At 61.7% G+C, this 23,784-nt stretch carries 27 protein-coding genes and 3 tRNA genes; 14 read left to right on the top strand and 16 right to left on the bottom strand.

All coding sequences use genetic code 11. The features are described from left to right. Window positions 1-28: 28 nt before the first annotated feature. The 3 genes from pgsA (at window position 29) to L9B60_RS22940 (ending at window position 850) form a co-directional block, all read left to right on the top strand. Window positions 29-589: a CDP-diacylglycerol--glycerol-3-phosphate 3-phosphatidyltransferase gene (gene pgsA / locus L9B60_RS22930; protein WP_249673262.1), complete on the top strand. Its 561-nt coding sequence runs from the start codon at window positions 29-31 to the stop codon at window positions 587-589. Between the two features lie 66 nt (window positions 590-655). Beyond that, window positions 656-731: transfer RNA gene (locus L9B60_RS22935), tRNA-Gly, on the top strand. 45 nt (window positions 732-776) lie between these two features. Beyond that, a tRNA-Cys gene (locus L9B60_RS22940) sits at window positions 777-850 on the top strand. Between the two features lie 54 nt (window positions 851-904). Here L9B60_RS22940 and L9B60_RS22945 read toward each other — a convergent pair. Both L9B60_RS22945 and L9B60_RS22950 read right to left on the bottom strand, forming a co-directional pair. Continuing rightward, the gene (locus L9B60_RS22945) at window positions 905-1,174 is read right to left on the bottom strand and encodes a hypothetical protein (RefSeq protein WP_249673263.1); all 270 of its coding nucleotides are present in this window, start codon (window positions 1,172-1,174) and stop codon (window positions 905-907) included. Between the two features lie 172 nt (window positions 1,175-1,346). Further along, window positions 1,347-2,207 carry a CAP domain-containing protein gene (locus tag L9B60_RS22950; protein ID WP_249673264.1) on the bottom strand — a complete coding sequence of 287 codons (861 nt, stop codon included), beginning with the start codon at window positions 2,205-2,207 and terminating at the stop codon, window positions 1,347-1,349. A 210-nt stretch (window positions 2,208-2,417) separates the two neighbouring features. Between L9B60_RS22950 and L9B60_RS22955 the strand changes: the two genes are divergently transcribed. Further along, window positions 2,418-2,747 carry a hypothetical protein gene (locus tag L9B60_RS22955; RefSeq protein ID WP_249673265.1) on the top strand — a complete coding sequence of 110 codons (330 nt, stop codon included), beginning with the start codon at window positions 2,418-2,420 and terminating at the stop codon, window positions 2,745-2,747. A gap of 5 nt (window positions 2,748-2,752) precedes the next feature. On the opposite strand, the gene L9B60_RS22960 is transcribed toward L9B60_RS22955, so the two are convergent. From L9B60_RS22960 to L9B60_RS30490, 4 genes are all read right to left on the bottom strand, one after another. Continuing rightward, complete coding sequence (locus L9B60_RS22960; RefSeq protein WP_249673266.1) at window positions 2,753-3,205, bottom strand: metallophosphoesterase family protein; 453 nt, start codon at window positions 3,203-3,205, stop codon at window positions 2,753-2,755. Window positions 3,206-3,651: 446 nt separating this feature from the next. Continuing rightward, a complete protein-coding gene (locus L9B60_RS22965) occupies window positions 3,652-3,999 on the bottom strand; it encodes a bacteriocin (protein ID WP_249673267.1) in 348 nt (115 codons plus the stop codon). Window positions 4,000-4,087: 88 nt separating this feature from the next. Further along, on the bottom strand, window positions 4,088-4,333 hold the full coding sequence (locus tag L9B60_RS22970) for a hypothetical protein (RefSeq protein WP_249673268.1): 246 nt from the start codon (window positions 4,331-4,333) through the stop codon (window positions 4,088-4,090). 65 nt (window positions 4,334-4,398) lie between these two features. Then, window positions 4,399-4,530 (bottom strand): hypothetical protein, encoded by a 132-nt coding sequence (locus L9B60_RS30490; RefSeq protein ID WP_283780527.1) that lies wholly within the window; start codon window positions 4,528-4,530, stop codon window positions 4,399-4,401. Between the two features lie 275 nt (window positions 4,531-4,805). On the opposite strand from L9B60_RS30490, the gene L9B60_RS22975 reads away from it, so the two are divergent. Further along, window positions 4,806-4,892 (top strand) — tRNA-Leu (locus tag L9B60_RS22975). Window positions 4,893-5,217: 325 nt separating this feature from the next. Beyond that, window positions 5,218-5,694 (top strand): GNAT family N-acetyltransferase, encoded by a 477-nt coding sequence (locus L9B60_RS22980; protein WP_249673269.1) that lies wholly within the window; start codon window positions 5,218-5,220, stop codon window positions 5,692-5,694. 86 nt (window positions 5,695-5,780) lie between these two features. On the opposite strand, the gene L9B60_RS22985 is transcribed toward L9B60_RS22980, so the two are convergent. Beyond that, window positions 5,781-6,194 carry a DoxX family protein gene (locus L9B60_RS22985; RefSeq protein ID WP_249673270.1) on the bottom strand — a complete coding sequence of 138 codons (414 nt, stop codon included), beginning with the start codon at window positions 6,192-6,194 and terminating at the stop codon, window positions 5,781-5,783. Between the two features lie 341 nt (window positions 6,195-6,535). Here L9B60_RS22985 and L9B60_RS22990 point away from each other — a divergent pair, with 341 nt between their 5' ends. From L9B60_RS22990 to L9B60_RS23005, 4 genes are all read left to right on the top strand, one after another. Beyond that, the gene (locus L9B60_RS22990; RefSeq protein ID WP_249673271.1) at window positions 6,536-7,171 is read left to right on the top strand and encodes a hypothetical protein; all 636 of its coding nucleotides are present in this window, start codon (window positions 6,536-6,538) and stop codon (window positions 7,169-7,171) included. Between the two features lie 137 nt (window positions 7,172-7,308). Then, window positions 7,309-9,567, top strand: a complete 2,259-nt coding sequence (locus tag L9B60_RS22995) for an ATP-binding protein (RefSeq protein ID WP_249673272.1) — start codon at window positions 7,309-7,311, stop codon at window positions 9,565-9,567. Window positions 9,568-9,589: 22 nt separating this feature from the next. Further along, window positions 9,590-10,048, top strand: coding sequence for a response regulator (locus L9B60_RS23000; protein ID WP_249673273.1), 459 nt, complete (start codon window positions 9,590-9,592; stop codon window positions 10,046-10,048). Window positions 10,049-10,114: 66 nt separating this feature from the next. Further along, window positions 10,115-12,490: a hybrid sensor histidine kinase/response regulator gene (locus L9B60_RS23005; RefSeq protein WP_249679967.1), complete on the top strand. Its 2,376-nt coding sequence runs from the start codon at window positions 10,115-10,117 to the stop codon at window positions 12,488-12,490. A gap of 51 nt (window positions 12,491-12,541) precedes the next feature. Here the strand turns inward: L9B60_RS23005 and csrA are convergent, their stop codons facing one another. The 3 genes from csrA to L9B60_RS23020 all read right to left on the bottom strand — a co-directional run bounded on the left by csrA (window position 12,542) and on the right by L9B60_RS23020 (window position 15,558). Next, window positions 12,542-12,736 (bottom strand): carbon storage regulator CsrA, encoded by a 195-nt coding sequence (gene csrA / locus L9B60_RS23010; RefSeq protein WP_249673274.1) that lies wholly within the window; start codon window positions 12,734-12,736, stop codon window positions 12,542-12,544. 208 nt (window positions 12,737-12,944) lie between these two features. Next, the gene (locus L9B60_RS23015) at window positions 12,945-14,762 is read right to left on the bottom strand and encodes a glycoside hydrolase family 15 protein (protein WP_249673275.1); all 1,818 of its coding nucleotides are present in this window, start codon (window positions 14,760-14,762) and stop codon (window positions 12,945-12,947) included. Beyond that, window positions 14,755-15,558 carry a glucose 1-dehydrogenase gene (locus tag L9B60_RS23020; RefSeq protein WP_249673276.1) on the bottom strand — a complete coding sequence of 268 codons (804 nt, stop codon included), beginning with the start codon at window positions 15,556-15,558 and terminating at the stop codon, window positions 14,755-14,757. Before L9B60_RS23020 ends, L9B60_RS23015 begins: the two co-directional genes overlap by 8 nt. A 323-nt stretch (window positions 15,559-15,881) precedes the next feature. Between L9B60_RS23020 and L9B60_RS23025 the strand changes: the two genes are divergently transcribed. The 3 genes from L9B60_RS23025 to L9B60_RS23035 all read left to right on the top strand — a co-directional run bounded on the left by L9B60_RS23025 (window position 15,882) and on the right by L9B60_RS23035 (window position 18,766). Beyond that, complete coding sequence (locus L9B60_RS23025; protein WP_249673277.1) at window positions 15,882-17,216, top strand: MFS transporter; 1,335 nt, start codon at window positions 15,882-15,884, stop codon at window positions 17,214-17,216. Further along, complete coding sequence (locus L9B60_RS23030) at window positions 17,197-18,126, top strand: 2-hydroxyacid dehydrogenase (RefSeq protein WP_249673278.1); 930 nt, start codon at window positions 17,197-17,199, stop codon at window positions 18,124-18,126. Before L9B60_RS23025 ends, L9B60_RS23030 begins: the two co-directional genes overlap by 20 nt. Window positions 18,127-18,193: 67 nt before the next feature. Next, on the top strand, window positions 18,194-18,766 hold the full coding sequence (locus tag L9B60_RS23035; RefSeq protein WP_249673279.1) for a flavin reductase family protein: 573 nt from the start codon (window positions 18,194-18,196) through the stop codon (window positions 18,764-18,766). A 64-nt stretch (window positions 18,767-18,830) separates the two neighbouring features. Here the strand turns inward: L9B60_RS23035 and L9B60_RS23040 are convergent, their stop codons facing one another. The 5 genes from L9B60_RS23040 to L9B60_RS23060 all read right to left on the bottom strand — a co-directional run bounded on the left by L9B60_RS23040 (window position 18,831) and on the right by L9B60_RS23060 (window position 22,248). Next, the gene (locus L9B60_RS23040; RefSeq protein WP_249673280.1) at window positions 18,831-19,433 is read right to left on the bottom strand and encodes a hypothetical protein; all 603 of its coding nucleotides are present in this window, start codon (window positions 19,431-19,433) and stop codon (window positions 18,831-18,833) included. A 98-nt stretch (window positions 19,434-19,531) separates the two neighbouring features. Next, window positions 19,532-20,590 (bottom strand): NAD(P)-dependent alcohol dehydrogenase, encoded by a 1,059-nt coding sequence (locus tag L9B60_RS23045; RefSeq protein WP_249673281.1) that lies wholly within the window; start codon window positions 20,588-20,590, stop codon window positions 19,532-19,534. A 140-nt stretch (window positions 20,591-20,730) separates the two neighbouring features. Then, on the bottom strand, window positions 20,731-21,099 hold the full coding sequence (locus L9B60_RS23050) for a YkgJ family cysteine cluster protein (RefSeq protein ID WP_249673282.1): 369 nt from the start codon (window positions 21,097-21,099) through the stop codon (window positions 20,731-20,733). 188 nt (window positions 21,100-21,287) lie between these two features. Beyond that, window positions 21,288-22,016: a CbtA family protein gene (locus L9B60_RS23055; protein WP_283780528.1), complete on the bottom strand. Its 729-nt coding sequence runs from the start codon at window positions 22,014-22,016 to the stop codon at window positions 21,288-21,290. Window positions 22,017-22,029: 13 nt separating this feature from the next. Continuing rightward, window positions 22,030-22,248: a CbtB domain-containing protein gene (locus L9B60_RS23060; protein ID WP_249673283.1), complete on the bottom strand. Its 219-nt coding sequence runs from the start codon at window positions 22,246-22,248 to the stop codon at window positions 22,030-22,032. 214 nt (window positions 22,249-22,462) lie between these two features. On the opposite strand from L9B60_RS23060, the gene L9B60_RS23065 reads away from it, so the two are divergent. Next, a complete protein-coding gene (locus tag L9B60_RS23065; protein ID WP_249673284.1) occupies window positions 22,463-22,867 on the top strand; it encodes a VOC family protein in 405 nt (134 codons plus the stop codon). Window positions 22,868-23,408: 541 nt separating this feature from the next. On the opposite strand, the gene L9B60_RS23070 is transcribed toward L9B60_RS23065, so the two are convergent. Beyond that, complete coding sequence (locus L9B60_RS23070) at window positions 23,409-23,771, bottom strand: hypothetical protein (RefSeq protein ID WP_249673285.1); 363 nt, start codon at window positions 23,769-23,771, stop codon at window positions 23,409-23,411. Between the last annotated feature and the right edge of the window lie 13 nt (window positions 23,772-23,784).

Here is a 23,784-nt window from a genome sequence, read left to right on the forward strand (position 1 = left end):
CCCCTTCACCTAGCAGCCAGTTGTGCCGATGAATATCCCGAATCTGTTAACCGTACTTCGCGTCGCGCTCATCCCCATCTTCATTCTGCTGTTCTATTTGCCGTACGAGTGGAGCTACATGGCCGCCAGCACCGTGTTCGCGATTGCCGCGGCCACCGATTGGCTGGATGGCTACCTGGCCCGGCGCCTGGAGCAGAGCACGCCGTTCGGCGCGTTCCTGGACCCGGTCGCCGACAAGCTGATGGTGGCCGTGGCCTTGGTGCTGCTGGTGCAAGAACACCACAACCTGTGGCTGACCTTGCCGGCGGCAGTGATCATCGGCCGCGAGATCGTGGTGTCGGCCCTGCGTGAATGGATGGCCGAACTGGGTGCGCGTGCCCAAGTAGCCGTGTCCAACCTGGGCAAATGGAAAACCGCGGCGCAGATGCTGGCGCTGGTGATCCTGCTGGCCAACCCCTCGGCCTTGAGCTTCTGGGTGCTGCTGGGCTACGCCTTGCTGCTGCTTTCGGCGGCCCTGACGCTGTGGTCGATGGTGCACTACCTGCGCGCTGCCTGGCCGCACATGAGCATCCACACGGAAAAGAAATAAAGTTTTTTTGAATCAAGGGGTTGACGTAAGTTGCCGATTCGATAGAATGGCGCCCGTCAACACGACGCGGGAATAGCTCAGTTGGTAGAGCACGACCTTGCCAAGGTCGGGGTCGCGAGTTCGAGTCTCGTTTCCCGCTCCAGTTTAAATGCATTGAGTCGTTGCAGTTTGGTGACTTGATGTTTGGGGCCGAGTAGCAAAATGGTTATGCAGCGGATTGCAAATCCGCCTACGCCGGTTCGATTCCGACCTCGGCCTCCATCATCAGAAACCCCGTAGATTAACGTCTACGGGGTTTTTTGTTGTGCGCCAAATTCATGCGCAGGTCGTCACTAGCTGGCGCGCCTGGGCAATGCCATGGTGAAGGGCCTGCGTCAGGTCATCGTGTTCGAGGTCATCGTAGTAGTTTTCCCGCAGCGGTAAGCCTGTGCTGTTGTACAGGCCGATGAACACCTGGTGAATACCCGCTCTGGATATTCGTGCCAATACATTAATATGCCGGCCGTCATCCAGTTTCTCGTCATGGGCGGCCGCGTGCAGCGTGCAGTCCGCCCATTCCCAATACTTGAACCCCCTGTGGTGCATGGCGCAGCTCCCTTTTTCAGCCAAGCATGAACGTTAATCCCAGACGATCATAGTCTGAATTTTGCAGGGGCAGCGGTGTATTACGTCGGGTAATTAGATGATCACTAGTTGGGGCTTAGTTGTCCTACAAGTTTAACCGCTGGGGTTAAATGAGGGCCTGGGCCCAGCAGGGCTAGGGGGCGCCGAACATCATCGTCCAATAAATCCCCAGCTCGCTGCGGGTGTCGGCCGCATAGGCGGCGCCTACCTGAGTGAACATCGGGTTCATCAGGTTGGCGCAATGCCCGGGGCTGGCCAGCCAGCCGGCCATGGCCTTGTCGGGCGAACCTTGCCCGGCGGCGATGTTTTCGCCAATTTGCCGGCCACGGTAGCCGGCGGATTTGGCACGGTCGGCCGGGGTGTCGCCATCAGGGTCGCGGTGGGCGAAGTAATTGCCGTTGGCCATTGCCCGGCTATGGCCCTGCGCCGCCGTGCCCAGGGCGGCGCTCCAGCTCAAGGGGCGGGCGGCAGCAAACGGCCGGTTGCCGCACAGGCGCGGCCTGGCGCGGGCCGCGTTAACTTCGGCCAGCAGGGTGTTGGCCGTGGCGCGGCCATTGCCCAGGCGCGTGTCGAGCAGCGGCCGCGCCAGCACCATGCGCCACTGGTTGCCCGCACGGCTGATGCCGATGTCGGCATATTGGTTGTCCAACAAGTCTTCGCAGTATTCACTCTGAAACTGGGCAAACGCGGCTTGCGCCGAAGGTGCCCCGGTCACGCGGATGGCCTGTACGACAGCGGCCTGGTAGCCGGCGGCTTTCAAGCCATCGCGCAAGCCACCGTCGTACCCCACGGGCAGGGCCAGGTTGGGCTTTAGCGCCAGTGGCGCAAGGCCCGGATAGCCGCGCCCTTCGCAACGTTGCGGGTGGGTGCGGTAGTTGTTGATGGCGCCCGCCAACTGCCGCTCGTCGTCGGCGTGGGCTTGGGTGGCGAGCAGTGGCAGCAAGGGGATCAGGCACAGCGAAGCAAAGCGGGAGCGGCGAACATTTTGGCGCATGGGGCGGGCAGCTCTAAGGGGTTGACCGGTTATTGGGCGCCGGGCGGCGGCCAAAGCCGGTCTAAGACTGCGACTTTCCAAACAAGTTTCACGGCAGCGCCTATACACAAGCGGCGTGAGATTAATGCGCCAGCGAAGGCATTTTGCTGGCCCCCTGTTTCTAATTATTTCGACAAACTCATTTTATTTCAGGTGGTTAGGAAGGCATTGATGCGCAACGTATGGATCAGGCTGATCTCGTTTTCCCTCGTGGGCATGGCCGTGTCTGCCGAGGGCAAGGAGCTGGTGGCAGGCGACCGCTATATGTGCAGCTGGGGCGCGGGTACCGCCGCCAGGGCTCAGGAGCTTAAGCTGTCGGGGGTGTCGTTGTATGCCGCCCGGCAAAAAATCCAAGCGTACAAGTTCGACAAGCACTGGATGCGCATGATGGCCATGGGCATTACCGAGCAAACCTACGACAGCGCTTCCCGGGCCAAGCCTGCCACCGTGCGCCAGACGTTTTACGAGGGGTGCGTGAAATACAAACTCGCCCGCAAATAGCCGGGTTACAGAGTAATCAATTGCCCTTGGGCGCCGGCATCGGTCAACCACGCCAGCGCCAGCCCCACTGGCAAGCTGAACCGCCGGGGGCCGGCACTGCCAGGGTTGATGAACAACACTCCGTCCAGCGTTTGCAGGCTCGGTTTGTGCGAGTGCCCCGTCACCACCACCTGGACCCCGGGCGGCAAGGTGTCGGGCACGTCCTTGCGCTCATGGGTTACCAGCAGCCCGATGCCACCCAGTGTGACCACCTCGGTGTGCGCCAAGGCCTGGGCCCAGTCCTTGTCCAGGTCGATATTGCCGTACACCACGGTCAGCGGCGCGAGTGCTCGCAACGCGTCGAGCACCTCGGGTTTGCCAATGTCGCCGGCGTGCACGATGTGCTCGCAACCTTGCAACGCGGCCAGCGCCTCGGGGCGAAGCAAGCCGTGGGTGTCGGAGATCAGGCCGATTTTCATCTCAATGCACTCTGCCTTGCTTAGCTGCGCTGCGCATTGTCTTTCAATAATGCGTCCACCAACCCTTTCGCTGATTCACCTGTTAGGTAACGAGCGCTGGCCACCGGGAAAAGGGGGGCAGCTACGAGCGGGTCAGCGAACCGGACCAGTGCCGGCAGATCCAAGGGCTCCCCCACACGCGACTGTCGTAGCGCTTATTGTAGGCAGCAGGGTGTCGTGCCGAATGCACGACTGCCAAGCGAAGTCGGCCCGTGCAAACCTTTGGGAGTACTTCTGTGTTCACCCGCGGTAGGAGCGGATTTATCCGCGAAAAGAACAACGCTGTGTACCTGAATTACGGCGTTGTTCTTTTCGCGGATAAATCCGCTCCTACAGAAGGAGGAGGGCTGTGCATATAAAAAAGCCCGACCTAAGCCGGGCTCTTCAACGCGCAACACCAGGCCGTTTTACTTACCGCCCAGCGCACCGCCAGCTGCGCCACCCAAGCCTGCGCCAATTGCTCCGCCGGTGCTGCCGCCCAGCTTGTTACCCAGCAACGAGCCACCCGCCGCACCCAGGCCGCCGCCTACGGCTGCCTTGGTTTTATGGCCTTTCTTGGCCGTGGCCGCGCCACCCGCCGCACCGCCAAGGCCTGCGCCCAGCGCTGCGCCCGAGCTGCCGCCCATCTTCTGGCCGATCACGTTGCCCAGCGCGCCGCCCAAACCACCACCCACGGCTGCCTGGGTGCCGCTGCCCGCCATGGCGCCTTGTGCGAACAGAACGGTCAGGGCCAGGATGGAAAGTGCTTTACGCATGTTGCGAACCTCAATGAAGGAAAAAAGTGCGCGATTGTCGCCGTTGGCCGACACGCAAGTAAACGAAATTCAGACAGCTTAGGCGGGCTTATTCAGCCTTTTTCCGGCTTTTGGCCTCCGCCGCCAGGCACTCCAGGGCAAACTGCTCGCAGTAGGTCATCTGGATCGCCGTGGTTTCGCCTTTCACCGTGCGTTCGCCGTCCAGGATGTAACGGATGCGCTTGTCCGTCACGCCGATGCGCTTGGCGATCCACGAGGGCGTTTGGCCGATCTGGCTGATCAGCTTGTCGGCGTAGTCGGTAGAGGGTTTGTACAGCTCGGCGTTGGGCAACATGGCAGTTCCGGTCACAAAAGGGGGATCAAAGGCTGCAGTGTAAGCCAATGCCCGCCGGTTAACCTTCAGTGTTTACGTGGCACGCGCCGGGCAGCACCCGCCGTCGCGGCCTGGCGCTTGCCCGCACGGATCATCGCCACCGCAACCACGGTGCCCAGCACGGACAGCGCGCACCAGCTCAGCAGAAAAACCCACATGGGCAGCTCCTCTTTTCCTGTGTATCAGTCACTGTATCGGCGGGCAGCCAGGCGACTTTAGTCCAGCCAGGGGAGGGCGCCAGGTGATTGATCTGGCGCGTTTTTTTCGATTGGGCTGGAAATGATTTGTCCATAAATGCGGCCTTTCTTCCTTGCGTCCAGAGGGCAGGGTGTATATATTCTTCGGCCTGCCACAGCGCGGGCCGTGCTGCCTAATCGTTATTAACGAATGCAGTACACCCGCCCCGATGTGTGCAATGCTTCACCGCGCTACCGCCCGAATGGCGAAACTGGTAGACGCATGGGACTTAAAATCCCCCGCTCGTAAGGGCGTGCCGGTTCGATTCCGGCTTCGGGCACCATCTTTGCTTCACAGGCCTTACCAAGCCTGCTCAGAAAACCCCACCCGCCCAACGCTCGTGGGGTTTTTCTTTATTCACGCATCAATACCCAGCCATTAGCAGGGTAGTCCAACGACACCTGGATTGACACGCACGCCAGATCCAAAGACTATCCCCCCATGACTATCAACTGCCGCGTAAGCATGATGCGCCCTTCGATGACCCCTTTCGGCGGGCCATAGGTGATGCGCGCGTAGTTAACATCAGCATCAATAAAGGCCCCGCCAGCAATGGATGGGGCTTTTTCATTCTCCGTCCATCAATGGCCCTTGTCAGGAGAGTGGACATGTTGCACATCCGCCGAGCCACGCGCAGCGATGCCCGGGCCGCCTTCGATATCCGCTTGCACGCCATACGGCAGCAGTGCAAGGCTGTTTACACCGATGCGCAGGTGATGGCGTGGACGTGCGTGCCGCTCACGGAAAAGTACCGGGCCTGGGTGGCGAAGGACTACTACGTGGCGTGCGTGAGCGATCGCCCCGTGGCGACTGGGGTGATCAACCTTGATAGCGGTGAGCTGGAGGCCATCTTCGTGCTGCCGGGGTTCATGGGGCAGGGCATCGGTAAAAAGATGATTCATTTCCTTGAGCAGTTGGCACGCGAGGCCGGGCTGGCGCAAGTCCATCTTGAAGCCACGCTCAATGCCCAGGCGTTTTATCAGCGCTGTGGTTTCACGGCAGGCGCGCAGGCGATTTATCACTCGCCGTCCGGGCTCCAATTGGCCTGCGTGCCCATGCGCAAGCAGTTGGTAGACGGGGCTTGAAGGCTGGCCGCATTTTGACTGCGTAGTCCCAATGCCATGGCCGAGCAGCTTCGCAAACAATGACGTGCCTTGGCCGCGCCAATCCCTCAGCGCCCATCCACCGAATAGCGCCCTGGCCCCGACACTACCAGCAACAATAATCCGCCAATAATGCTCACATTCTTCAAGAAGTTGATCTGGTTGGTCGCCCGCTCCGGGTCCACCATGTGCCAGAAGGGGTGGCCGATCAGCGCCGTGCCCAGCACGAACAGCGCAAACAGCAGCGCCAACGGGCGGGTATAGAAACCGGCGATGATCATGATGCCGGCAAAGAACTCCATGAAGATGGCGATGCCGGTCGCAACCTCGGGCACCGGTGCACCCAGGGAGCCCATGTAGGCGACGGTGCCGGAGAAGTGCGTGAGTTTGGCCCAGCCGCTGATGACGAACAGGATCATCAGCAGGATGCGGGCCACCAGGATGAATTCGTTGCGTTGGTTGTCCAGCAGGTTGTAGCGCATGTCGATGCCCCTGGGGATCTATCGAGGTGTTGTAGGGTTAACATTAGCAGCACTTTGCCATGTTGCCGTGCGGGATAGGGTGCGTCGGAAAAGGCTGAAAAGACCCTAAAAAATCGCCCTGCGGTTCATGAGTTTTTTCCCGAAACCCTCTATTATTCATTCAGCCTTGCGCGTTCGTGCAGGGCCTGCTCCAGAGCCCTGCCGCCACCGTTTCGTTTCAAGGACTGAAACCATGCGTCCAACCCTTTCACTGGCCTGCGCCGCCCTCTGTACCTGCTCGCCCTTGGCCAGCGGGGCAGACAACGACCCCTACGATCGCCTGCCCACGACCCAGGGCTATCGTGAAATCTCCATTTTCGATATTCCGCTCAAGCAGCAAGACGACCTGGGGCGTGCCATGCACCGAAGCGTTGCCGCTGCGGGCAGGGGCGCAGCCGGTGTCGGCGGTGGCGGCGCAAGACCGTGCGCGCATCGAGCAGAACCTGCGCAAGCTCAGGAAGCCCAGCAACTATGTACAAGATGTGTACAGCGCAAGCATGGCCGAACGTTTGCTGTCGATGCGCGCCGAAAAGGCCGCCAGCAAGGTGGCGCCCGGCACGGCTGGGTTGTATGCGCCGGTACGGTTGAAAACCACGGGCCCGTGCCAATTGCAGGAATCGTTTTCCATGGGGGTGTTCACCGCCGAAGGCATGAACGGCTTCAAGCAATACCTCAGTTGCCCGGGCGGCGACCTGGTATTGCAGGACATGGTGCTCAAGGGCGTGAGCCTGACCACCATCAAGGAGTTGGCCAATGCGCAGGTGGCCGGGCACAGCGCGCTCATTTATGGCATGCGCGATGCGCAGGGCAACAGTTTCACGCGCCTGACCTGGGTGTCTAACAACACCCACCACCTGGCCGACAAGGCTGGCACCGGGCCTAAGGTGCGTGATTGGCTGGTCGGCTATGGCAAGGAACTGGTCGCTCAGGGGCGATAAAAAGCCGCGTCGGTAGGGAGCACATTTTTGTTAAAGTGTTGTCCAACTTTTCAACTGTCTATTTGGATCACCCGCGGATAACCACCCGCTGCGTCGGCAAGCCCAGTGTTTTGTCCTCGCGAACAAGGAGAGCGTCTTTGACTTCCAGCGACACTGCCCGCGCACTGGCGGACGCCACGGCCAACTGTGCCCGGGAAGCCATCCATGTGCCTGGCAGCATTCAGCCCCAAGGCTTTTTGCTGACCTTGCACCCCCAAGGCCACCACGTGTTGCAGGCCAGCGCCAACGTACAGGCCTGGCTGGGCATGGCCCCCGACGAGATGCTGGGTCGTCCCCTGGCCCAGCTGGTGCTAGAGGGCGAGCGTGTGAGCGAGCGGCTGGCGGGCATTGGCGAGGATGAACACAAGCCTACCCACCTGGGCGATGTGCGCTTTCGCGAGGGCCCACCTGGGCAGCCGGCGATTGCCATGTTGGTGCACCGCTTCGATGGCGTACTGATTGCCGAGTTCGAGCCGGCCAGCGATGTGATGGCGGCCTATGGCAACTTGTATCCGCTGGTACGCACCTTCATTGCCCAGGTGCAAGGCGCCGAGAGCATTGAGTCGCTGTGTACCGATGCCGTGGCCGAGGTCAAGCGCATCACGGGTTTCGGCCGGGTGATGGCTTACCGGTTCGACGCCGAGGGCTGCGGCCAGGTGTTGACGGAAAAAGCCGATGAGGGGTACCCCAGCTATCTTGGGCTGCACTTCCCCGCGTCCGATATTCCGCCCCAGGCCCGGGCTTTGTACTGCGCCAACCGCATCCGGGTGATCGAAGACGCCCACTACATCGCCTCGCCCTTGGTGCCGCCTAACAACCCGCTGACCGAACGCCCCTTGGACCTGAGCTACGCCAGCCTGCGCAGTGTTTCGCCGGTGCACTTGCAGTACTTGCGCAACATGCAGACCCTGGCGTCCATGTCGATTTCGATCATGGTCGGCGGCAAGTTGTGGGGCTTGATCGCCTGCCACCACGCCGAGCCCCGGGCGGTGGACTACCAGGCGCGGGCTGCTTGCGACCTGCTGGGCAGTGTGTTGTCGCTGCAGATCGAGTCCATGGAAGTGCAAAGGCGCAACCAGCGAATGCTGGGTGTGCGCCAGCACGTGGTGCAGTTGCTCTCGGCCATGGCCGACCGTGACAGCGTGCGCGAAGGGGCGCTGGCGCTGTCGCGCACTTTCGTGGAGTTCGCCCAGGCCCGCGGTGCGGCCATCATCACCGCCAACAGTTGTGACCTGATCGGCGAGACGCCGTCCGACGCCCAGGTGCTGGCGTTGACCGAGTGGCTGGATGAGCACGCCGGGCAGAGTGTGTTCCACACCGACAATGTAAGCCGCGACATCAACGCCTTGCCGCAACTGGCCGAGCAGGTCAGTGGCGTGCTGGCGGTGGCGATTTCGAAAATTCATTCCCATTACCTGATCTGGTTCAAACCTGAGCAAGTGCGCACCGTGGAATGGGCCGGTAAACCGGAAAAATCCTTCGACGCCACCGGCACACTCAACCCGCGCAACAGCTTTGCCAGCTGGCAGGAAACCGTCAGCGGGTTTTCCAGCTCTTGGGACGAGCTGTCTATCGAAGGGGTGGAGGAGCTGCGCACGGCGGTGCTCGGCATCGTGTTGCGCAAGGCCGAGGAACTGGCGCAGCTGGCCAGTGAGTTAAAAAAGTCCAACAAGGAGCTCGAAGCCTTTTCCTACAGCGTGTCCCACGACCTGCGCGCGCCGCTGCGGCACATTGCCGGCTACGCCGAATTGCTCAATGACTACGAGGGCGAAAAACTCTCCGAGCGGGGCCAGCGCTTTCTCGAGCACATCGGCGACTCGGCGAAGTTCGCCGGCAGCCTGGTCGACAACTTGCTGAGTTTTTCACAGATGGGGCGCTCGGCCCTGCGCTTGTCCGACGTGAACCTGCGGGTATTGGTAGACGCCATCTGCCAGGAAATGGCCCCGGACTACCAGGGCCGCAACCTGCAGTGGGAGATCCAGCCCTTGCCGCGCCTGGTCGCCGATGCGGCGTTTTTGCACCTGGCATTGCGCAACCTGATTTCCAATGCCATCAAGTACAGCCGCGATCGCGACCCGGCGGTGATTGAAGTGGGCGCGTATGAGCAAAAAGACGAAACCGTGGTCTATGTCAGGGATAACGGCGTGGGCTTTGACATGGCCTACGTCGACAAACTGTTCGGTGTGTTCCAGCGCCTGCACCGCATGGAAGAATTCGAGGGCACAGGCATCGGCCTGGCCAGCGTGAGGCGGATTATCGAGCGCCATGATGGCCGAGTGTGGGCCGAGGGTGAACTGGACAAAGGCGCGACGTTCTATTTTGCCTTGCCCAGGGATTTGGAAAAACGCCTTGATTAACCGAAAGAGACAGAGGTAAAGCATGCTCAAACCCATCCTGCTGGTGGAAGACAATCCACGGGATCTGGAATTGACCCTGGTGGCGCTGGAGCGCAGCCAACTGGCTAACGAAGTCATCGTGCTGCGCGACGGTGCCGAAGCACTCGACTATTTACTGCGCCGCAATGCTTACGCCGATCGCCTGGAAGGCAACCCGGCGGTGCTGCTGCTGGATCTCAAGCTGCCCAAGGTCGATGGCCTGGAGGTGTTGAAAGTGGTGCGTGAATCGGCCGAGCTGCGCAGCATCCCCATCGTGATGCTGACCTCCTCACGCGAGGAGCTGGACCTGTCGCGCGCCTATGAGCTTGGGGTCAATGCCTACGTGGTCAAACCTGTGGAGTTCAAGGAGTTCGTGACCGCGATCTCTGACCTTGGGGTGTTCTGGGCCGTGCTCAACGAGCCGCCGCCCGGTTCGCTGCGCCTGCTGCGACGCCCTACTTGATGCCTTGGCGAGACCTTTTTGAACGAAACTAACGTGCTACCACCGCCCAAGGCCCTGCGCCTGCTGATGGTCGAAGACAGCCAGCGCGACGCTGAACTTGCGTTGTTCAGCCTGGAACGCGACGGCTTCCAGATCGACTCGACCCTGGTGTACAACCACTTGGGCGTCGAGCATGCGCTGCAAAACGCCGTCTTCGATCTGATTCTGTGTGACTTCCTGCTGCCCGGGTCATCCGGCGCACAGGTGTTCCAGAGTGCCCGCCAGTGCTCGCCGCAAACGCCGTTTATCTTTTTGTCCGGCGTGTACGGTGAAGAAAACGCAGTTGAGATGATGCGCCTGGGCGCCACCGACTACGTGCTCAAGCAGAACCTGCCGCTGTTGCCCAAGGCCGTGCGCCGGGCCCTGGCCGAGGTCGATGAACGACGCCAACGGTTGCGCGCCGAAGGCTCGCTGCAGGAAGCCGAAGTGCGCGCGCGGCTCGCCACCGAGGCGGCGCGCATGGGTGTGTGGGAGTATTGGCCGCTGACCGGACGACTGATCTGGGACGAACGCTGCCGCGCGCTCTACGATTTGCCGCTCGATACAGCGGTCGACCTGAACTATTTCTTCCAGCACTGCCACCCCCTGGACCGTCCGGACGTTGAATTCAAGGTGGCGCAAACCCTGACCGCCGACGATGAGCAAGGCTATCAGGCCGAATACCGCGTGCTGTTGCCAACCGGCGTCGAGCGTTGGCTGGCCACCAGTGGCCGGACGTTTTTCGAAGATGGCCAGTGCGTGCGCTTCAGCGGCGTGGTGCAGGACGTGACCGAACAAAAGCAGGCCACCGAAGCGTTGCAGCGGCTCAACGAGTTGCTGGGCGACCGCGTGGAAAAACGCACCCGTGAACGCGATCGCACCTGGGAGTTGTCCCGCGAGTTGCTGGCGGTGATGCGCTTCGACATGACCCCCATCGCCCTTAACCCGGCATGGGAAGACACCCTGGGCTGGTCGCGCGAAACTCTGGTGCAGATGCAGCTGTGGGAATTGCTGCACCCCCAGGACATCGGCGCCACGGTACGCGAAACCGAGAACATCGCCGGTGGCAACGTATCCACCCGCTTCGTCAACCGCATGCGCCATGCCGATGGGGACTACCGTTGGCTGTCCTGGACCATCGTGCCGGACGAAGGCTTGATGTACGCGGCAGTGCGTGACATCACCAGCGAGCGCGCGGTGGTCGACGAACTGGCCGCCACCAATCAGCGCCTGCGCGAGCAGATCGCCGAGCGCGAGCGCATCGAGGCAACCCTGCAGCAACTGCAACGCCTGGAAGCGGTGGGGCAGCTCACCGCGGGCGTCGCCCATGACTTCAACAACCTGCTGACGGTGATCCTTTCCAGCGCGACCTTTCTGGCCCGCGACCTGGCCCGGGGCAAGCAGGACAAGGTGCAGAGCCGCCTGCAGAATATTCAAGAGGCCGGCGAGCGGGGCGCCAAGCTGACCGGGCAGTTATTGTCGTTTTCCCGCCGCCAACGCCTGGAGCCGATGCCGGTTAACCTCGGCGACACGGTGTGCGGCATGCTCGAACTGTTGCAGCGCACCCTGGGCGGCGCCATCTGGGTGCAAACCTCGACGGCGGCAGACCTGTGGAGCGCGTTGGTCGACCCCACGCAAACCGAGATGATCATCCTCAACCTGGCGATCAACGCCCGCGACGCCATGCCTTCGGGCGGTACTCTGCACCTGGCCACTTATAACGAAGTGGTCGAGCAGGCGCCGCAGCGCAGTGAGCACCCGGAGCTGGGCGAGTACGTGGTGCTGTCGATCGGCGACTCCGGCACCGGCATGTCCGAATCCGTGCTGGCCAAGGCCTTCGAGCCGTTTTTCACCACCAAGGACATCGGCAAGGGCTCAGGCTTGGGCCTGGCCCAGGTGTTTGGCTTTGCCAAGCAGTCCGGGGGTGGCGTGAGCATCGAAACCGTGCCGGGCGAGGGCACCACGGTCAAGGTTTACCTGCCTAGCATCCGCCAGGCCGTGGCCCCGGTGTTGCTGCCTGGCAGTGAGCGCCCGGACCTGGGCGGCCAGCAGCGCATCGTGTTGCTAGTGGACGACGACCCAGAGGTGCGCGAGGTGACCGCCGCCTTGCTCGACAGCCTGGGCTACCAGGTGATTGAGGCGCAAAGTGCCCAGGAGGCCTTGAACCAGGTGAGCACCGCGGTGGACCTGGTGCTGACCGACTACGCCATGCCTGGCATGAACGGCGCGGAACTGGCGCAGGTGTTGCGCACGCTGCAGCCGCAACTGCCGGTGGTGTTCATGACCGGCTATGCCGACATCGATGGCTTGGGCGAGGCCGAGCAGGTCATCGTGCAGAAGCCGTTTCGCGGGGACGAGCTTGGGCTCAAGCTGCAGCAAGTGTTGCGCAGTCGCGAGCGTGATTCGGTAAGGGAAGGGCTTTAACGGGCAGGCGGGCCGCGTCGGGCAGGCATGCCCGACGCTGGCAGTCGATCGTTATTGCTGATCGTCTTTGACCGGGGCCGGGTTGCCGGCCTGGATGCGCTTGAAAATCTCTTCACGGTGCACTTGCACGTCTTTCGGCGCGTCGATGCCGATGCGCACTTGCATCCCTTTGACACCCAGGATGGTGATCTTGATGTCGTCATTGATGACGATGCTTTCGCCTACCTTGCGGGTGAGTATCAGCATGTGTTGCTCCTTGCCGGTTCAGTGTTTGTCCACGATTCGTTTACAGGTCTTGAGACGCATGGGACAGGATTAAATTCCCCGAAAGCTGTTTGATCCGGTCTTTTCAGAGGTGGAGCAAAAGAGTATCAGGATGTGATGGTTGCCATTATGGCTGGTTCCGACGAATTGCGCCTGCCTGAATGAAGTTTCCCGCAGGCGCTGTCGCACATTATGGCTGCCATTGGGTTTTCTGCCCGCTCAATTTGCGGTCCAGGAAGCTGGCGGCACTGATCAAGGCCAAATGGCTGAGGGCCTGGGGGGTATTGCCCAGGTGGCAGCCGTTGCGGTCGAACTCCTCGGCATACAGGCCCAAAGGGTTGGCGTAGCGCAGCAGTTGCTCGAACTCCAGGTGCGCCTGCTCCACGCGCCCGGCCCGGGCCAGGCACTCCACGTACCAGAAGCTGCACGCGGTAAAGGCGCCTTCTTCGCCCGGCAGGCCATCGTCGGTGCTGTAGCGGTACACCATGCCGTCGCGCACCAGGTCACGCTGGATGGCCGCCAGGGTGGCCAGCCAGGCAGGGTCGGTGGCGCTCACGAAGCGTACCAGCGGCATCAGCAGCATGGCACCGTCTACTGCACCGGTTTTGGTGTGCTGGACGAAGTGGCCGGCGTCTTTGTTCCAGAAGTTTTGCCAGATGTCTGCGTGTATCGCCTGGCGCTCCTTGTCCCAGCGCGCGAAAGGTGCAGGCAGCGAGCGTTTGTTGGCCAGGCGCAGGGCCCGGTCCAGCGCCACCCAGCACATCAGCCGCGAATGCAGGTAGTGCTGAGCCGGGCCGCGCATTTCCCAGATGCCCACGTCCTTTTCCCGCCAGCGCTCGCACACCTTGTCCACCAGCTTGACCACGTTCTGCCAACCTTCGTGGGAGATGCTTTCACCATATTTGTTGGCCTGGTACACGGCGTCCAGCAACTCGCCGTAGATGTCCAGTTGCACTTGCTCGTATGCGCCGTTGCCGATACGCACCGGTTGCGCGCCGCCGTGCCCACTCAGGTGCTCCAGGGTTTGCTCGGGTAACTGCTTGGCGCCGTCCAGGGCGTAGACGATTTTCAGGTCGATGTCCTGCTGGCAGCAATCGCTGACGCGCTCGCGCACCCAGCGCACGTAGGCGTTGGCCTCTTCGCTGAAGCCCAGGCGCATGAAGGCATAGACGGTGAACGAAGCGTCGCGGATCCAGGTGTAGCGGTAGTCCCAGTTACGTACGCCGCCAGCGGTTTCCGGCAGGCCGTAGGTAGCGGCGGCAATGATGCCGCCGTGCTTGCGCGAGGTCAGCAGCTTGAGCGCCAGGGCCGAGCGATGGACCATTTCCCGCCAGCGCCCCTGATAGGTGGATTGGCCGAGCCAGCGGCGCCAGAACGCCAGGGTGTGTTCCAGGCAGGTCAAACCCTGGCCCGCGCGCACCAGGTCGTCCTCGTCGGCACCCAGGATGAATTCGGCGCACTCGCCGGCCTTGAGATCAAAGCGCGCGGTGGCGTCGGCCTGGTCTTCAACCGTCAGGCCCACGGTCGCGGACAGGCGCAGGCCGGGCTGGCCGTTCGCGCTGAACAGCACGTCTGCGCCCTTGGCCGCTGCCTGTGTGGCCGCGCGGGCGTAGTCGTGGCGCACCCGGCAACGCATCTGGATGTTGGCGCTGCCGCTGACCACGGTGATGCGCCGCACCAGCCGCGGCAGGTCGTCGGGGTTTTCGCCGATGGGCATCAGGTCGGTGCATTCCACCACGGCGTCGCGGTCCAGCCAGCGGGTGAGCAATACGTTGCTGTCGGGCAGGTAGATTTGCAGGCGACGGGCGTCGGGCAGCTCGGGTGCCAGCTGGAAGATCCCGGCCTCGGGGGTGTCGAGCAGCGCGCTGAAAATGGATGGGCTGTCAAAATCGGGCCAGCAGAAAAAATCGATGCAACCGCTGTCTGCCACCAGGGCGGCGCTGCGCATGTCGCCGATGATGCCGTGCGCGGCGATGGCACGTTGGGTGTCGCTGTGTGACTCAGCCATTGTTCTGGAACCCTGGGTAAAGGCTCATGCCGCCGTCGATGAACAAGGTGGTGCCGTGCACATAGTCGGACAGGTCCGAAGCCAGCCAAACCACGGCATTGGCCACGTCCTCGACCTCGCCGATGCGCCCGTAGGGGATCAGTTCGAGCAACTTGCGCCCGCCGTCCTCGCCATCGGTGACCTTGGCATTGATCGCGGTGCGAATGGCGCCCGGGGCGATGCTGTTGACGCGAATGTGCTGGGCGCCCACCTCCTGGGCAATGCTGCGCATCAGCAGGTCGACCCCACCTTTGGACGCGGCATAGTTGGCATGGCCGGCCCAGGGGATCACCTGGTGCACCGAACTCATGTGGATGATCTTGCCCAAGGCCCGCGACACCCATGGCCTGGGGCCTTGCTCGGCGAACTGACGCAAAGCGGCGCGGGCACAAAGGAACTGCCCGGTAAGGTTGACCTGTATCACCGTGTTCCAGTCTTCAAGGGTCATGTCGACGGTCGCGGCGTCGCGCTGCAGGCCGGAATTGGCGAGCAAAATGTCCAAGGCCCCGAAAGTGTCGACGGTTTGTTTGAACAAGGCCTGCACCTCATCCTCGTTGGACACGTCGGCCTTGATCGCCTGGGCCTTGCCGCCGTTGTCACGGATCTGCGCGGCGAGTGTTTCGGCAGGTTCCGCGTGGCTGTTGTAATTGATCACTACCGCGGCACCGGCATCGGCCAAGGCTTTGGCAGCGCCGAAACCCAGGCCGGAACTGGCGCCGGTGATAAGCGCGACTTGGTGTTGCAAGGAAATCTGCATGGGAGTTGCCCTGATCGTGGCCTTTTAATGCTGACTGGCCACGGGCAACGTAGTTCAAGCGCATGCAGCCCTGTAGGAGCGGATTTATCCGCGAAGCAAGCGGCGCGGTGGTTCTGATGCTCTGCAGTATGGCTTTCGCGGATGAATCCGCTCCTACCCGGGGCGATATCTGCCAAGAAGAAAAGATGAATCGATTAATCTATATCCCAAATATAGGGATGTAAAATCATATATTGAAAGTGTGCGCCATCTCGTTTAACGTCCAATCAATCCGGAGCGGATACGCCCCGATCAACAAAAAAGACAATAAAGCGAGTGCCCACATGACCCAGATCCCGCTGGACGGCGGCCTGCATGCCAGCACCATGAAAAAACTGAATCTGAAGCTGATTCCGTTCCTCATGCTGCTGTACATGGTGGCCTACATCGACAAGTCGAACATTTCGGTCGCCGCGTTGCAGATGAACGCCGACCTGGGCCTGACCGCACGCATGTACGGGTTGGGCGTGGGCTTGTTCTTCCTCACCTATATCCTGTTGGAAGTGCCCAGCAGCCTGATCCTGACCAAGGTCGGGGCCCGGCGCTGGATCGCGCGCATCATGATTACCTGGGGCATCGTCGCCGCCGGCATGAGCCTGGTGCAAACCGCCAACCAGTTGTACGTGATGCGTTTGCTGCTGGGCGCCGCCGAGGCGGGCTTCACGCCGGGCATCATCTATTACCTGTCGCAGTGGTACCCGCGCAGCGACCGGGCAAAAGCCATGTCGTTCTTCTACATCGGCGCGGCGTTGGCCTCGGTGATCGGTTTGCCGCTGTCGGGCGCGTTCCTGCATCTGGATGGCATGGCTGGGGTGTCGGGCTGGCGCTGGTTGTTCTTGCTGGAAGGCATTCCTGCGGCGGTGCTGGGGGTGGTGGTGTTGCGCTACCTGCCCGACTCACCGCAAACCACCCATTGGCTGGACTCGGCGCAAAAGAACTGGCTGGCCCGTACCATCGCTGCCGAGCAGGCCAGCACGCCGATTTCCCACGGTGACGCCTGGCACGCGGCGTTTCGCAGCCGCAAGGTGTGGCTGTTGAGCCTGTTCTGGCTGCTGCAAGCGTTCGGTACCATTGGCATCACGTTGTTTTTGCCATTGATCGTGCAGTCGGTGTCTGGGCAGGGCTCGTTTGTGGTCAGCCTGATGTCGGCGCTGCCGTTCTTGTTGGCGTGCGTGTTCATGTACTTCAACGGTCGCCATTCGGACAAGACCGGCGAGCGTGGCATGCACCTGGGCGCGCCGCTGCTGGGCGCCGGCATTTTGCTGGGCATCGCCGTGTTCACCGGCAACCATGGCGCCGCCTACGTGATGCTGGTGGTGGCGGTGGGCTTGAACTGGGCCGCCACCCCGGTGTTCTGGGCCACCACCACCGAGTACCTGTCGGGCCCGGCCGCTGCCGTGTCGATCGCTCTGATCAACTCCATCGCCAACCTGGCCGGCCTGGGCCTGCCGCCTGTGATGGGCTGGATCAAGGACACCACGCAAAGCTACGACTACGCCTTGCTGCTGGTAGCCTGTGCATTGATCGCCGGTGGCATGCTCGGCCTGTACCTGGGCGCCGAACGCGCGCGCCAACCTCGTCCCCTTCAAGGAGCCCTCGATGACACCAAACGTGCTTAAAATCGCCCGCCTGCCGGACATGCTCAACGAGCGCCTGTTCGCTGAACACGCCGTGCTGGAAGGCAACGAACAGGGCAGTGAACTGGGCGCTCACGCCGCTGGTATTCGCGCGTTGGTGGCCAATGGCGAGTCCAAGGTCAGCCGCGAATTGCTGGGGCGCCTGCCCAACCTTGAAATCATCGTGGTGTTCGGCGTGGGTTACGACGGCGTCGACGTGGCAGCGGCCCGCGAGCGCGGTATCGCGGTTACCCATACCCCGGACGTGCTTACCGACGACGTGGCCGATTTCGCCATGGCGCTGTTGTTTGGCATCGCCCGGCGCACCGGCCCGGCCGACCGTTTCGTGCGTGAGGGCAAATGGTCCGAGGGGCCGATCGCTTTTACCCGCAAGGTCAGTGGCGCGCGGCTGGGGATCGTCGGGCTGGGGCGTATCGGCCAGGCGATTGCCCGGCGTGCGGCAGGCTTTGACATGCAGATCGCCTATTACGGCCGTCGGCAGCAGCCGGTGGATTATCGCTACTACGATTCGGTGAAGGACCTTGCCGCCAATGTCGATTTCCTGGTGATTGCGGTCGGTGGCGGGGCAGGTACCTTTCACCTGATCGACGCCGGCGTTTTGCAGGCACTGGGGCAGGACGGTTATCTGGTCAACGTCGGCCGCGGCAGTGTGGTCGACGAGGCAGCATTGGCCCAGGCCCTGGCCGACAAGCGCATCGCTGGCGCCGCGCTGGACGTATTCGAGGACGAGCCGCGCCCGCACCCGCAACTGCTCGGCCTGGACAACGTACTGCTCACCCCGCACATGGCCAGCGCCACCTGGGCCACGCGCAAGGCAATGAGCGATTTGACCCTGGCCAACCTGGCTGCGCATTTTGCCGGCAGCCCGCTGCCCACCCCGATACCCGCCTGAAGGGCGCCTGCGCTACGGGGGAGTGGCGTCTACGCGGTACAATGGGGTTTTGGCCGGAAGAGTTCCCATGACCCATCGCCGCCCCGTCCCCCTGGAAAAATCCTACCGCCTGCTCAACCATGGCCCCACGGTATTGGTCAGCGCCGCCCACGGTGGCCAACGCAATATCATGGCGGCCGCCTGGGCGATGCCGCTGGATTTCCAGCCACCCAAAGTCGCGGTGGTGCTCGACAAATCCACCTGGACCCGCCAGTTGCTCGAAGCCAGCGGCACCTTCGTGCTCAACGTGCCGGTGGTGGCCCAGGCCGACATCGTGCAAACCGTGGGCAACACCTCGGGCAAGGAATTGGACAAGTTTGCGGCCTACGGCCTTGAAACCTTTACTGGCGAGCAAGTCGATGCGCCCTTATTGGAAGGCTGCGCGGCCTGGCTGGAATGCCGCCTGCTGCCCGAACCGCACAACCAGGGCCAGTACGACCTGTTTGTGGCCGAGGTGGTCAGCGCCCAGGCCGACGAGCGCGTGTTCCGGGACGGCCACTGGGATTTCGCCGGGCACGATCAACTGCGCACCTTGCACCATGTGGCGGGCGGGCATTTCCTGGTGATCGGGGATGGTATCGACGGCAAGATGATCGGTTGATTGGCCATTGATAAATCCGCCCCTGCTCAGGGGCGGATTTATTCGCGAAAAGCGCGACGGGTTTTTACAACCCGTCTTGCGGGTTCAACGTCCGCTCAGCCAGGTCCTTGGCGCTTTTCTTTTGCCACACCGGCCAGTAGTCAGCTTGCTTCTCGCTCACGCTGGCCTTGTTGGCCTCGAACCAGGCCTGGGACTTGGGCGTGTTGACGATCAACTGGGTGTCTTTCTGCCAACCGGCAAAGTCCGACCCGCGGGTGTTGTATTCGCCCGTGGCGTCATTTCGGATCGGCCACAGCGAGAAGCGCGCCTTCCACATGCCCATGCGCGGGGTCACCAGGCTGTAGTAGGTTTTGCCGCCTTCAAGGTTGGCTTCCAGAAAGTCGGCAGCCTCCGACACCACCATGAAGGTGTGCTTGCCTGGGGTGGTGGTGTAGGCGACTTTGTAGCCGTTGGGCAGGATGCCAACGAATTTGGCGTGGCCGTCGGTCACGTCATACAGCGACGCATTGATGGCCTTGGCGGTAAACGCCGACCGCATGAACACCACCTGCGCCTGGTCCTGGGCGGCGGTATCGAGGGCCTGGTTGGGCGAGACCTGCATTGGGCCGCTGCTGCAACCGGCCAACAGCAGGGCGCCCAGCAGCGCGAGGATATGAATGGAACGCATCGACAACTCCTTGGGATTTTCCTTGCGCCAGGCGACTCATTCACCTGGAGCAACAAGGGTTATCGACCGCGCAGCGGGATTTTTGAGTGAAAAATCCTTCAGGCGGCGTCTTTCTTCAGGGTCGCCATGTCAATCACGAAGCGGTATTTCACGTCCCCCTTGAGCATGCGCTCGTACGCCTGGTTGATGTCTTGCATGGCGATCATCTCGATGTCCGAGACAATGTTGTGCTGGGCGCAGAAGTCGAGCATCTCCTGGGTTTCTTGGATGCCGCCAATCAATGAGCCGGCCAGGCTACGGCGCTTGAAGATCAGGTTGAACACGGTAGGCGAGGGGTGTGGCGAGTCCGGGGCGCCGACCAGGGTCATGGTGCCGTCGCGCTTGAGCAGGCTCAGGAAGGCGTCCAGGTTGTGCGGTGCGGCCACGGTGTTGAGGATGAAGTCCAGGCTGTTGGCATGCTGGGCCATCTCGTCGGCGTTTTTCGACACCACCACCTCGTCGGCGCCCAGGCGCAGACCATCCTCGCGTTTGTTCGGCGAAGTGGTGAACAGCACTACGTGGGCGCCCATGGCGTGGGCGATCTTCACCGCCATGTGGCCCAGGCCGCCAAGGCCGACCACGCCGACCTTTTGCCCAGGGCCGACCTTCCAGTGGCTGAGCGGCGAATAGGTGGTGATGCCGGCGCACAGCAGCGGCGCCACGGCGGCGAGGTTGTCGGTGGGGGCGATGCGCAGCACGAATTTTTCTTTGACCACCACCGAGTCGGAGTAGCCGCCGAAGGTATTGGCGCCGCCGAACACCGGGCCGTTGTAGGTGCCTGTGAAGCCGTTTTCGCAATACTGCTCTTCACCTTCCGCGCACGAGGCACAGTGCTGGCAGCTGTCGACCATGCAGCCGACGCCGGCCAGGTCGCCGACCTTGAAGTTTTTCACGCTGGCGCCCACGGCGGTCACGCGGCCGACGATTTCATGGCCCGGCACCGAAGGGTACAAGGTGTTGTTCCACTCGTTACGCACAGTGTGCAGGTCTGAGTGGCACACGCCGCAGTAAAGGATCTCGATCTGCACGTCGTCGGCACCCGGGGTGCGGCGTTCGATCGTGAAGGGTTTGAGGGTGTCGGTGGCGCTTTGGGCGGCGTAGCTGTACGTCTTGGTCATGGCAATCACCTCGAGCGATAGGGAGCAGGCTTGAAAAAGCTTGGTCCAGCATAGCCCTGTATTGGTTCCCCGTGGGAGCAGGGCATGCTCGTGACTGCGTCAGGGCGGACCCCATCGCAAGCACGCTTTGCTGCCACCGTTCAGGCAGGCATAGCGAGGGGTTGTTGTGCCCAGCCCTGCTCCAACGGCGCCAGCCCATGGGCCGCCCGGGCGCGGTCACAGGGATCGCTGTGCTCGCCGTATTCCCACGATGCCTCGAACTCGCGGCAGGTGCTGGAGCGGTTTTCGTACATGGTGCAACTCACCCCGCAGCCCACCTCGCCGGCCAGCGATTCGCAGCGCGCCGGCTTACTGGTGGTGCCGAGCATGGCGACGTGCTGGGGGCCTACCTGCTCGACGCGTTCATCGGGCACCACGCCGCCCGCCGATTGGCATTCGCCCCAATAGAAGGACACACGGAAGAACGCACAGCAGGCGCCGCAGCTGAGGCACGGGTTGGTATCGGACATGATTGACTGAAGGACTCAGCAAGGGGTGATCAGGCCATGAACAGGCCGTAACTGTGTCGCTATTCTATGCAGCCGCTGGCGCTTGGGAAGGGGGGCTGGGGGCTTGTGTGCAAATATAATTGTGTGGTGTTTGCGCATGAACTGTGGGCGTGAAGGCCGCCGTTGCAGCAGCCTTCACGGCGCAGGCTCTAGCGCGCCAGCAGCAGCCCTTGGCGCACGAAATCGCGCTCGGTAAGCCAGCCGAACATCAGTGCCAACGAGGCCCACAGCACCAGTTGGATACCCAGCGCGGCAATGCGGAAATCCCACAGGTTAGTGGCCGAGAAATCGGCCGGTACTTCATTGACCGCCGGGAATACCGAGGCGCCGATGCACACGATCAACAGGTACAGCCCCGCGCCCACCAGGGTGCCGGTCCACGCACCGTGACGCAGCATCAACCTGCGGCCAAAATTCACCGCGATCACCATGGCCGCCACCGACAACGCCAGCATCAGGAAGAACAGCTTGGTGCGCTCGCGGATGGTGTCCGGGTCGCCCACCGATGGCGGGTTGGCCGGGTACTTGAGCTCGGGCACCACGATGATCGCGACAAACGCGCCCAGGGCCAGCAAAGCCGAAAGGCCGCGCGGGCCGATGCGGCCAACCCGGCCCAGGCAGTAGGCGAACGCCAGGGCAAACAGGCCGCCCATCGAGGCGCTGTACACCAGCACGCCGGTCAGCAGGCCCACGGTGCTCTGCACTTCACGGCTTACCAGTTCGGGCTCTGGGGCTTCGCCTTTCATCTGGTCCAGCTTTTCTTCGAAGGCGATGGCGCGATCCACCTGGGGTTCGCCGAACACCTTGGCGAAAGTAAAGGCCAGCAGCCCCGCCAACAGGCCGACGAACAGCCCGCGCATCAATAATGATCCAGTCATGTTCCGCTCGCGATCAGTGGCAGGGGAAACCCAGCAGGTGGCGGCCGTCGTGCACGAACTCATGCACGTACATGCCTTTGAACAGCGCGGTGGCGCCTTGCTCGGCGCCGACGAAGTAGATCGCCAGCATCAGCAGCAGGCTGCCGAACACCAGCCAGGGCAGCAGTTCGCCCAAGGGGATGGTGGGGATGGAGATATCGGGGGTGCCCGCGTGGGCGTTGGCGTTGGTCATGTTCAAACTCCTTGAGATTGCGCGTCTGGTGCGGAGGTTTAGAGTGGGAAGGGTCTGACTTTTACAGTGGCGCGACCGTACCGGGTTTACACCGGCTTCCTTCCATGTAACAAGATGTTAGCGCGGCAGTTTAGACCCGGTCAGGTTGCAGGGGCAGTGAAATCGGCTCAAGGTGGTTCACCTGAGTTTTTATTCATTTACTAGGAGGGTAGTGATGTTCAGCCATATCCAGGTGGGCGCGCGGGACCTGCCGCGCATGGTCGATTTCTACGAACAAGTACTGGGCGAACTGGGCCTGGAGCGCATGGCCGATGACAGCGACAGCGGCCCACCCGGTATTGGCTGGCAATTACCGGGGCAGGACTGGCCGCAGTTTTTCGTTCAACAGCCGTTCAATGGCTTGCCGGCGACTTGGGGCAATGGCGCGCAGGTGAGCTTCATGGCGCCCTCGCAGGCGGCGGTGGAGGCGGCGTGGCGCCGGGCATTGGAACTGGGCGGCAGCGATGAGGGGGCGCCAGGATTGCGGCCGCAGTACCGTGACGACTACTACAGCGCCTACTGCCGCGACCCTGAAGGCAACAAGTTGTGTTTTGTGCACGTGGGTGCGTTCGACGTGTGACAGCCACTGAGTCGCGGCCCCCATACCTTCAGTTGATTATGCGAAGCGTAATAAGGGTAGCGCGGACTTCGAATTGAGCATTCAAGATGCTCAAAGTGCAATTGAATGTGACTTCTTGGTCGAGGAAGAAGGCCTTGAGTGATGCCTTGGTTGATAACGGATGGGGGCGGAAGTCCACTGTCAAAAATATCGGTTTTTAAGTTTTCAATCGCCCGGCTTTTGTATTGTTAAATACAGGGCACTTCGGCGAAACAGAGTGTCTTTTGTTGCAGGCCAACCATCCAGTTCACTTAACATTTGTAGGCTGGACCCGGTCCACTATTGCGTTGGTCAGGTTGCGTGGGAGCATGGCTTGCCAGCGAGTGAGGTCGGTGGCAGCAATGAAGCTAAGGATTAAAGTTGAAAAGCCTACGCCTCAAGGGTTGGCCCCTAGTCTCTGTACGAAATGTATCCCAGCTTGTCTATGCTGCGTTGAAAACAGGCCTTCGCTGGAACACATTTCGTACAGAGCCTAAGGCTGCTTCGCCGTTCAGCAGCAAGGCTACTTAGCGATTACAGGACGGTGTGAGGCGACAACGTACAATGTCAATATTATTGAGGGGAAGACATCCCTTCCTCTAATAACTGAGTAGTACACAGTGATAACCGAGTCTGGTGTTGTGTCCTTGACAGCATCAGGCACTTTGAAGGAAATAACTTTGCCGGCGGTTGCTTCAGTGATCGTGAGCGATTCCTCAAAGTAGGTAGGGCCGTCCCAAACGAGCTTGACCTCATCGCCAATTTGCTGTGTCGGGTAGGCTGCAATATTTACTGATGCGCCACTGGCGGGCACGTGGATAGGATTAAGCGTCTCGTTGATGGCTTCTAAGACAACAGGGGCTGCAAGATTATCAATGTTTCTCATGGCAGGTACTCCG

The organism is Pseudomonas abieticivorans, assembly GCF_023509015.1.
Lineage (GTDB): Bacteria > Pseudomonadota > Gammaproteobacteria > Pseudomonadales > Pseudomonadaceae > Aquipseudomonas > Aquipseudomonas abieticivorans.

Excerpts from the sequence above, each read along its gene's own strand:
- pgsA (WP_249673262.1), top strand. The coding sequence starts at position 29 with ATGAATATCCCGAATCTGTTAACCGTACTTCGCGTCGCGCTCATCCCC.
- L9B60_RS22945 (WP_249673263.1), bottom strand. The coding sequence starts at position 1,174 with ATGCACCACAGGGGGTTCAAGTATTGGGAATGGGCGGACTGCACGCTG.
- L9B60_RS22950 (WP_249673264.1), bottom strand. The coding sequence starts at position 2,207 with ATGCGCCAAAATGTTCGCCGCTCCCGCTTTGCTTCGCTGTGCCTGATC.
- L9B60_RS22955 (WP_249673265.1), top strand. The coding sequence starts at position 2,418 with ATGCGCAACGTATGGATCAGGCTGATCTCGTTTTCCCTCGTGGGCATG.
- L9B60_RS22960 (WP_249673266.1), bottom strand. The coding sequence starts at position 3,205 with ATGAAAATCGGCCTGATCTCCGACACCCACGGCTTGCTTCGCCCCGAG.
- L9B60_RS22965 (WP_249673267.1), bottom strand. The coding sequence starts at position 3,999 with ATGCGTAAAGCACTTTCCATCCTGGCCCTGACCGTTCTGTTCGCACAA.
- L9B60_RS22970 (WP_249673268.1), bottom strand. The coding sequence starts at position 4,333 with ATGTTGCCCAACGCCGAGCTGTACAAACCCTCTACCGACTACGCCGAC.
- L9B60_RS30490 (WP_283780527.1), bottom strand. The coding sequence starts at position 4,530 with ATGTGGGTTTTTCTGCTGAGCTGGTGCGCGCTGTCCGTGCTGGGCACC.
- L9B60_RS22980 (WP_249673269.1), top strand. The coding sequence starts at position 5,218 with ATGTTGCACATCCGCCGAGCCACGCGCAGCGATGCCCGGGCCGCCTTC.
- L9B60_RS22985 (WP_249673270.1), bottom strand. The coding sequence starts at position 6,194 with ATGCGCTACAACCTGCTGGACAACCAACGCAACGAATTCATCCTGGTG.
- L9B60_RS23000 (WP_249673273.1), top strand. The coding sequence starts at position 9,590 with ATGCTCAAACCCATCCTGCTGGTGGAAGACAATCCACGGGATCTGGAA.
- L9B60_RS23005 (WP_249679967.1), top strand. The coding sequence starts at position 10,115 with ATGGTCGAAGACAGCCAGCGCGACGCTGAACTTGCGTTGTTCAGCCTG.
- csrA (WP_249673274.1), bottom strand. The coding sequence starts at position 12,736 with ATGCTGATACTCACCCGCAAGGTAGGCGAAAGCATCGTCATCAATGAC.
- L9B60_RS23015 (WP_249673275.1), bottom strand. The coding sequence starts at position 14,762 with ATGGCTGAGTCACACAGCGACACCCAACGTGCCATCGCCGCGCACGGC.
- L9B60_RS23020 (WP_249673276.1), bottom strand. The coding sequence starts at position 15,558 with ATGCAGATTTCCTTGCAACACCAAGTCGCGCTTATCACCGGCGCCAGT.
- L9B60_RS23025 (WP_249673277.1), top strand. The coding sequence starts at position 15,882 with ATGACCCAGATCCCGCTGGACGGCGGCCTGCATGCCAGCACCATGAAA.
- L9B60_RS23030 (WP_249673278.1), top strand. The coding sequence starts at position 17,197 with ATGACACCAAACGTGCTTAAAATCGCCCGCCTGCCGGACATGCTCAAC.
- L9B60_RS23035 (WP_249673279.1), top strand. The coding sequence starts at position 18,194 with ATGACCCATCGCCGCCCCGTCCCCCTGGAAAAATCCTACCGCCTGCTC.
- L9B60_RS23040 (WP_249673280.1), bottom strand. The coding sequence starts at position 19,433 with ATGCGTTCCATTCATATCCTCGCGCTGCTGGGCGCCCTGCTGTTGGCC.
- L9B60_RS23045 (WP_249673281.1), bottom strand. The coding sequence starts at position 20,590 with ATGACCAAGACGTACAGCTACGCCGCCCAAAGCGCCACCGACACCCTC.
- L9B60_RS23050 (WP_249673282.1), bottom strand. The coding sequence starts at position 21,099 with ATGTCCGATACCAACCCGTGCCTCAGCTGCGGCGCCTGCTGTGCGTTC.
- L9B60_RS23055 (WP_283780528.1), bottom strand. The coding sequence starts at position 22,016 with ATGACTGGATCATTATTGATGCGCGGGCTGTTCGTCGGCCTGTTGGCG.
- L9B60_RS23060 (WP_249673283.1), bottom strand. The coding sequence starts at position 22,248 with ATGACCAACGCCAACGCCCACGCGGGCACCCCCGATATCTCCATCCCC.
- L9B60_RS23065 (WP_249673284.1), top strand. The coding sequence starts at position 22,463 with ATGTTCAGCCATATCCAGGTGGGCGCGCGGGACCTGCCGCGCATGGTC.
- L9B60_RS23070 (WP_249673285.1), bottom strand. The coding sequence starts at position 23,771 with ATGAGAAACATTGATAATCTTGCAGCCCCTGTTGTCTTAGAAGCCATC.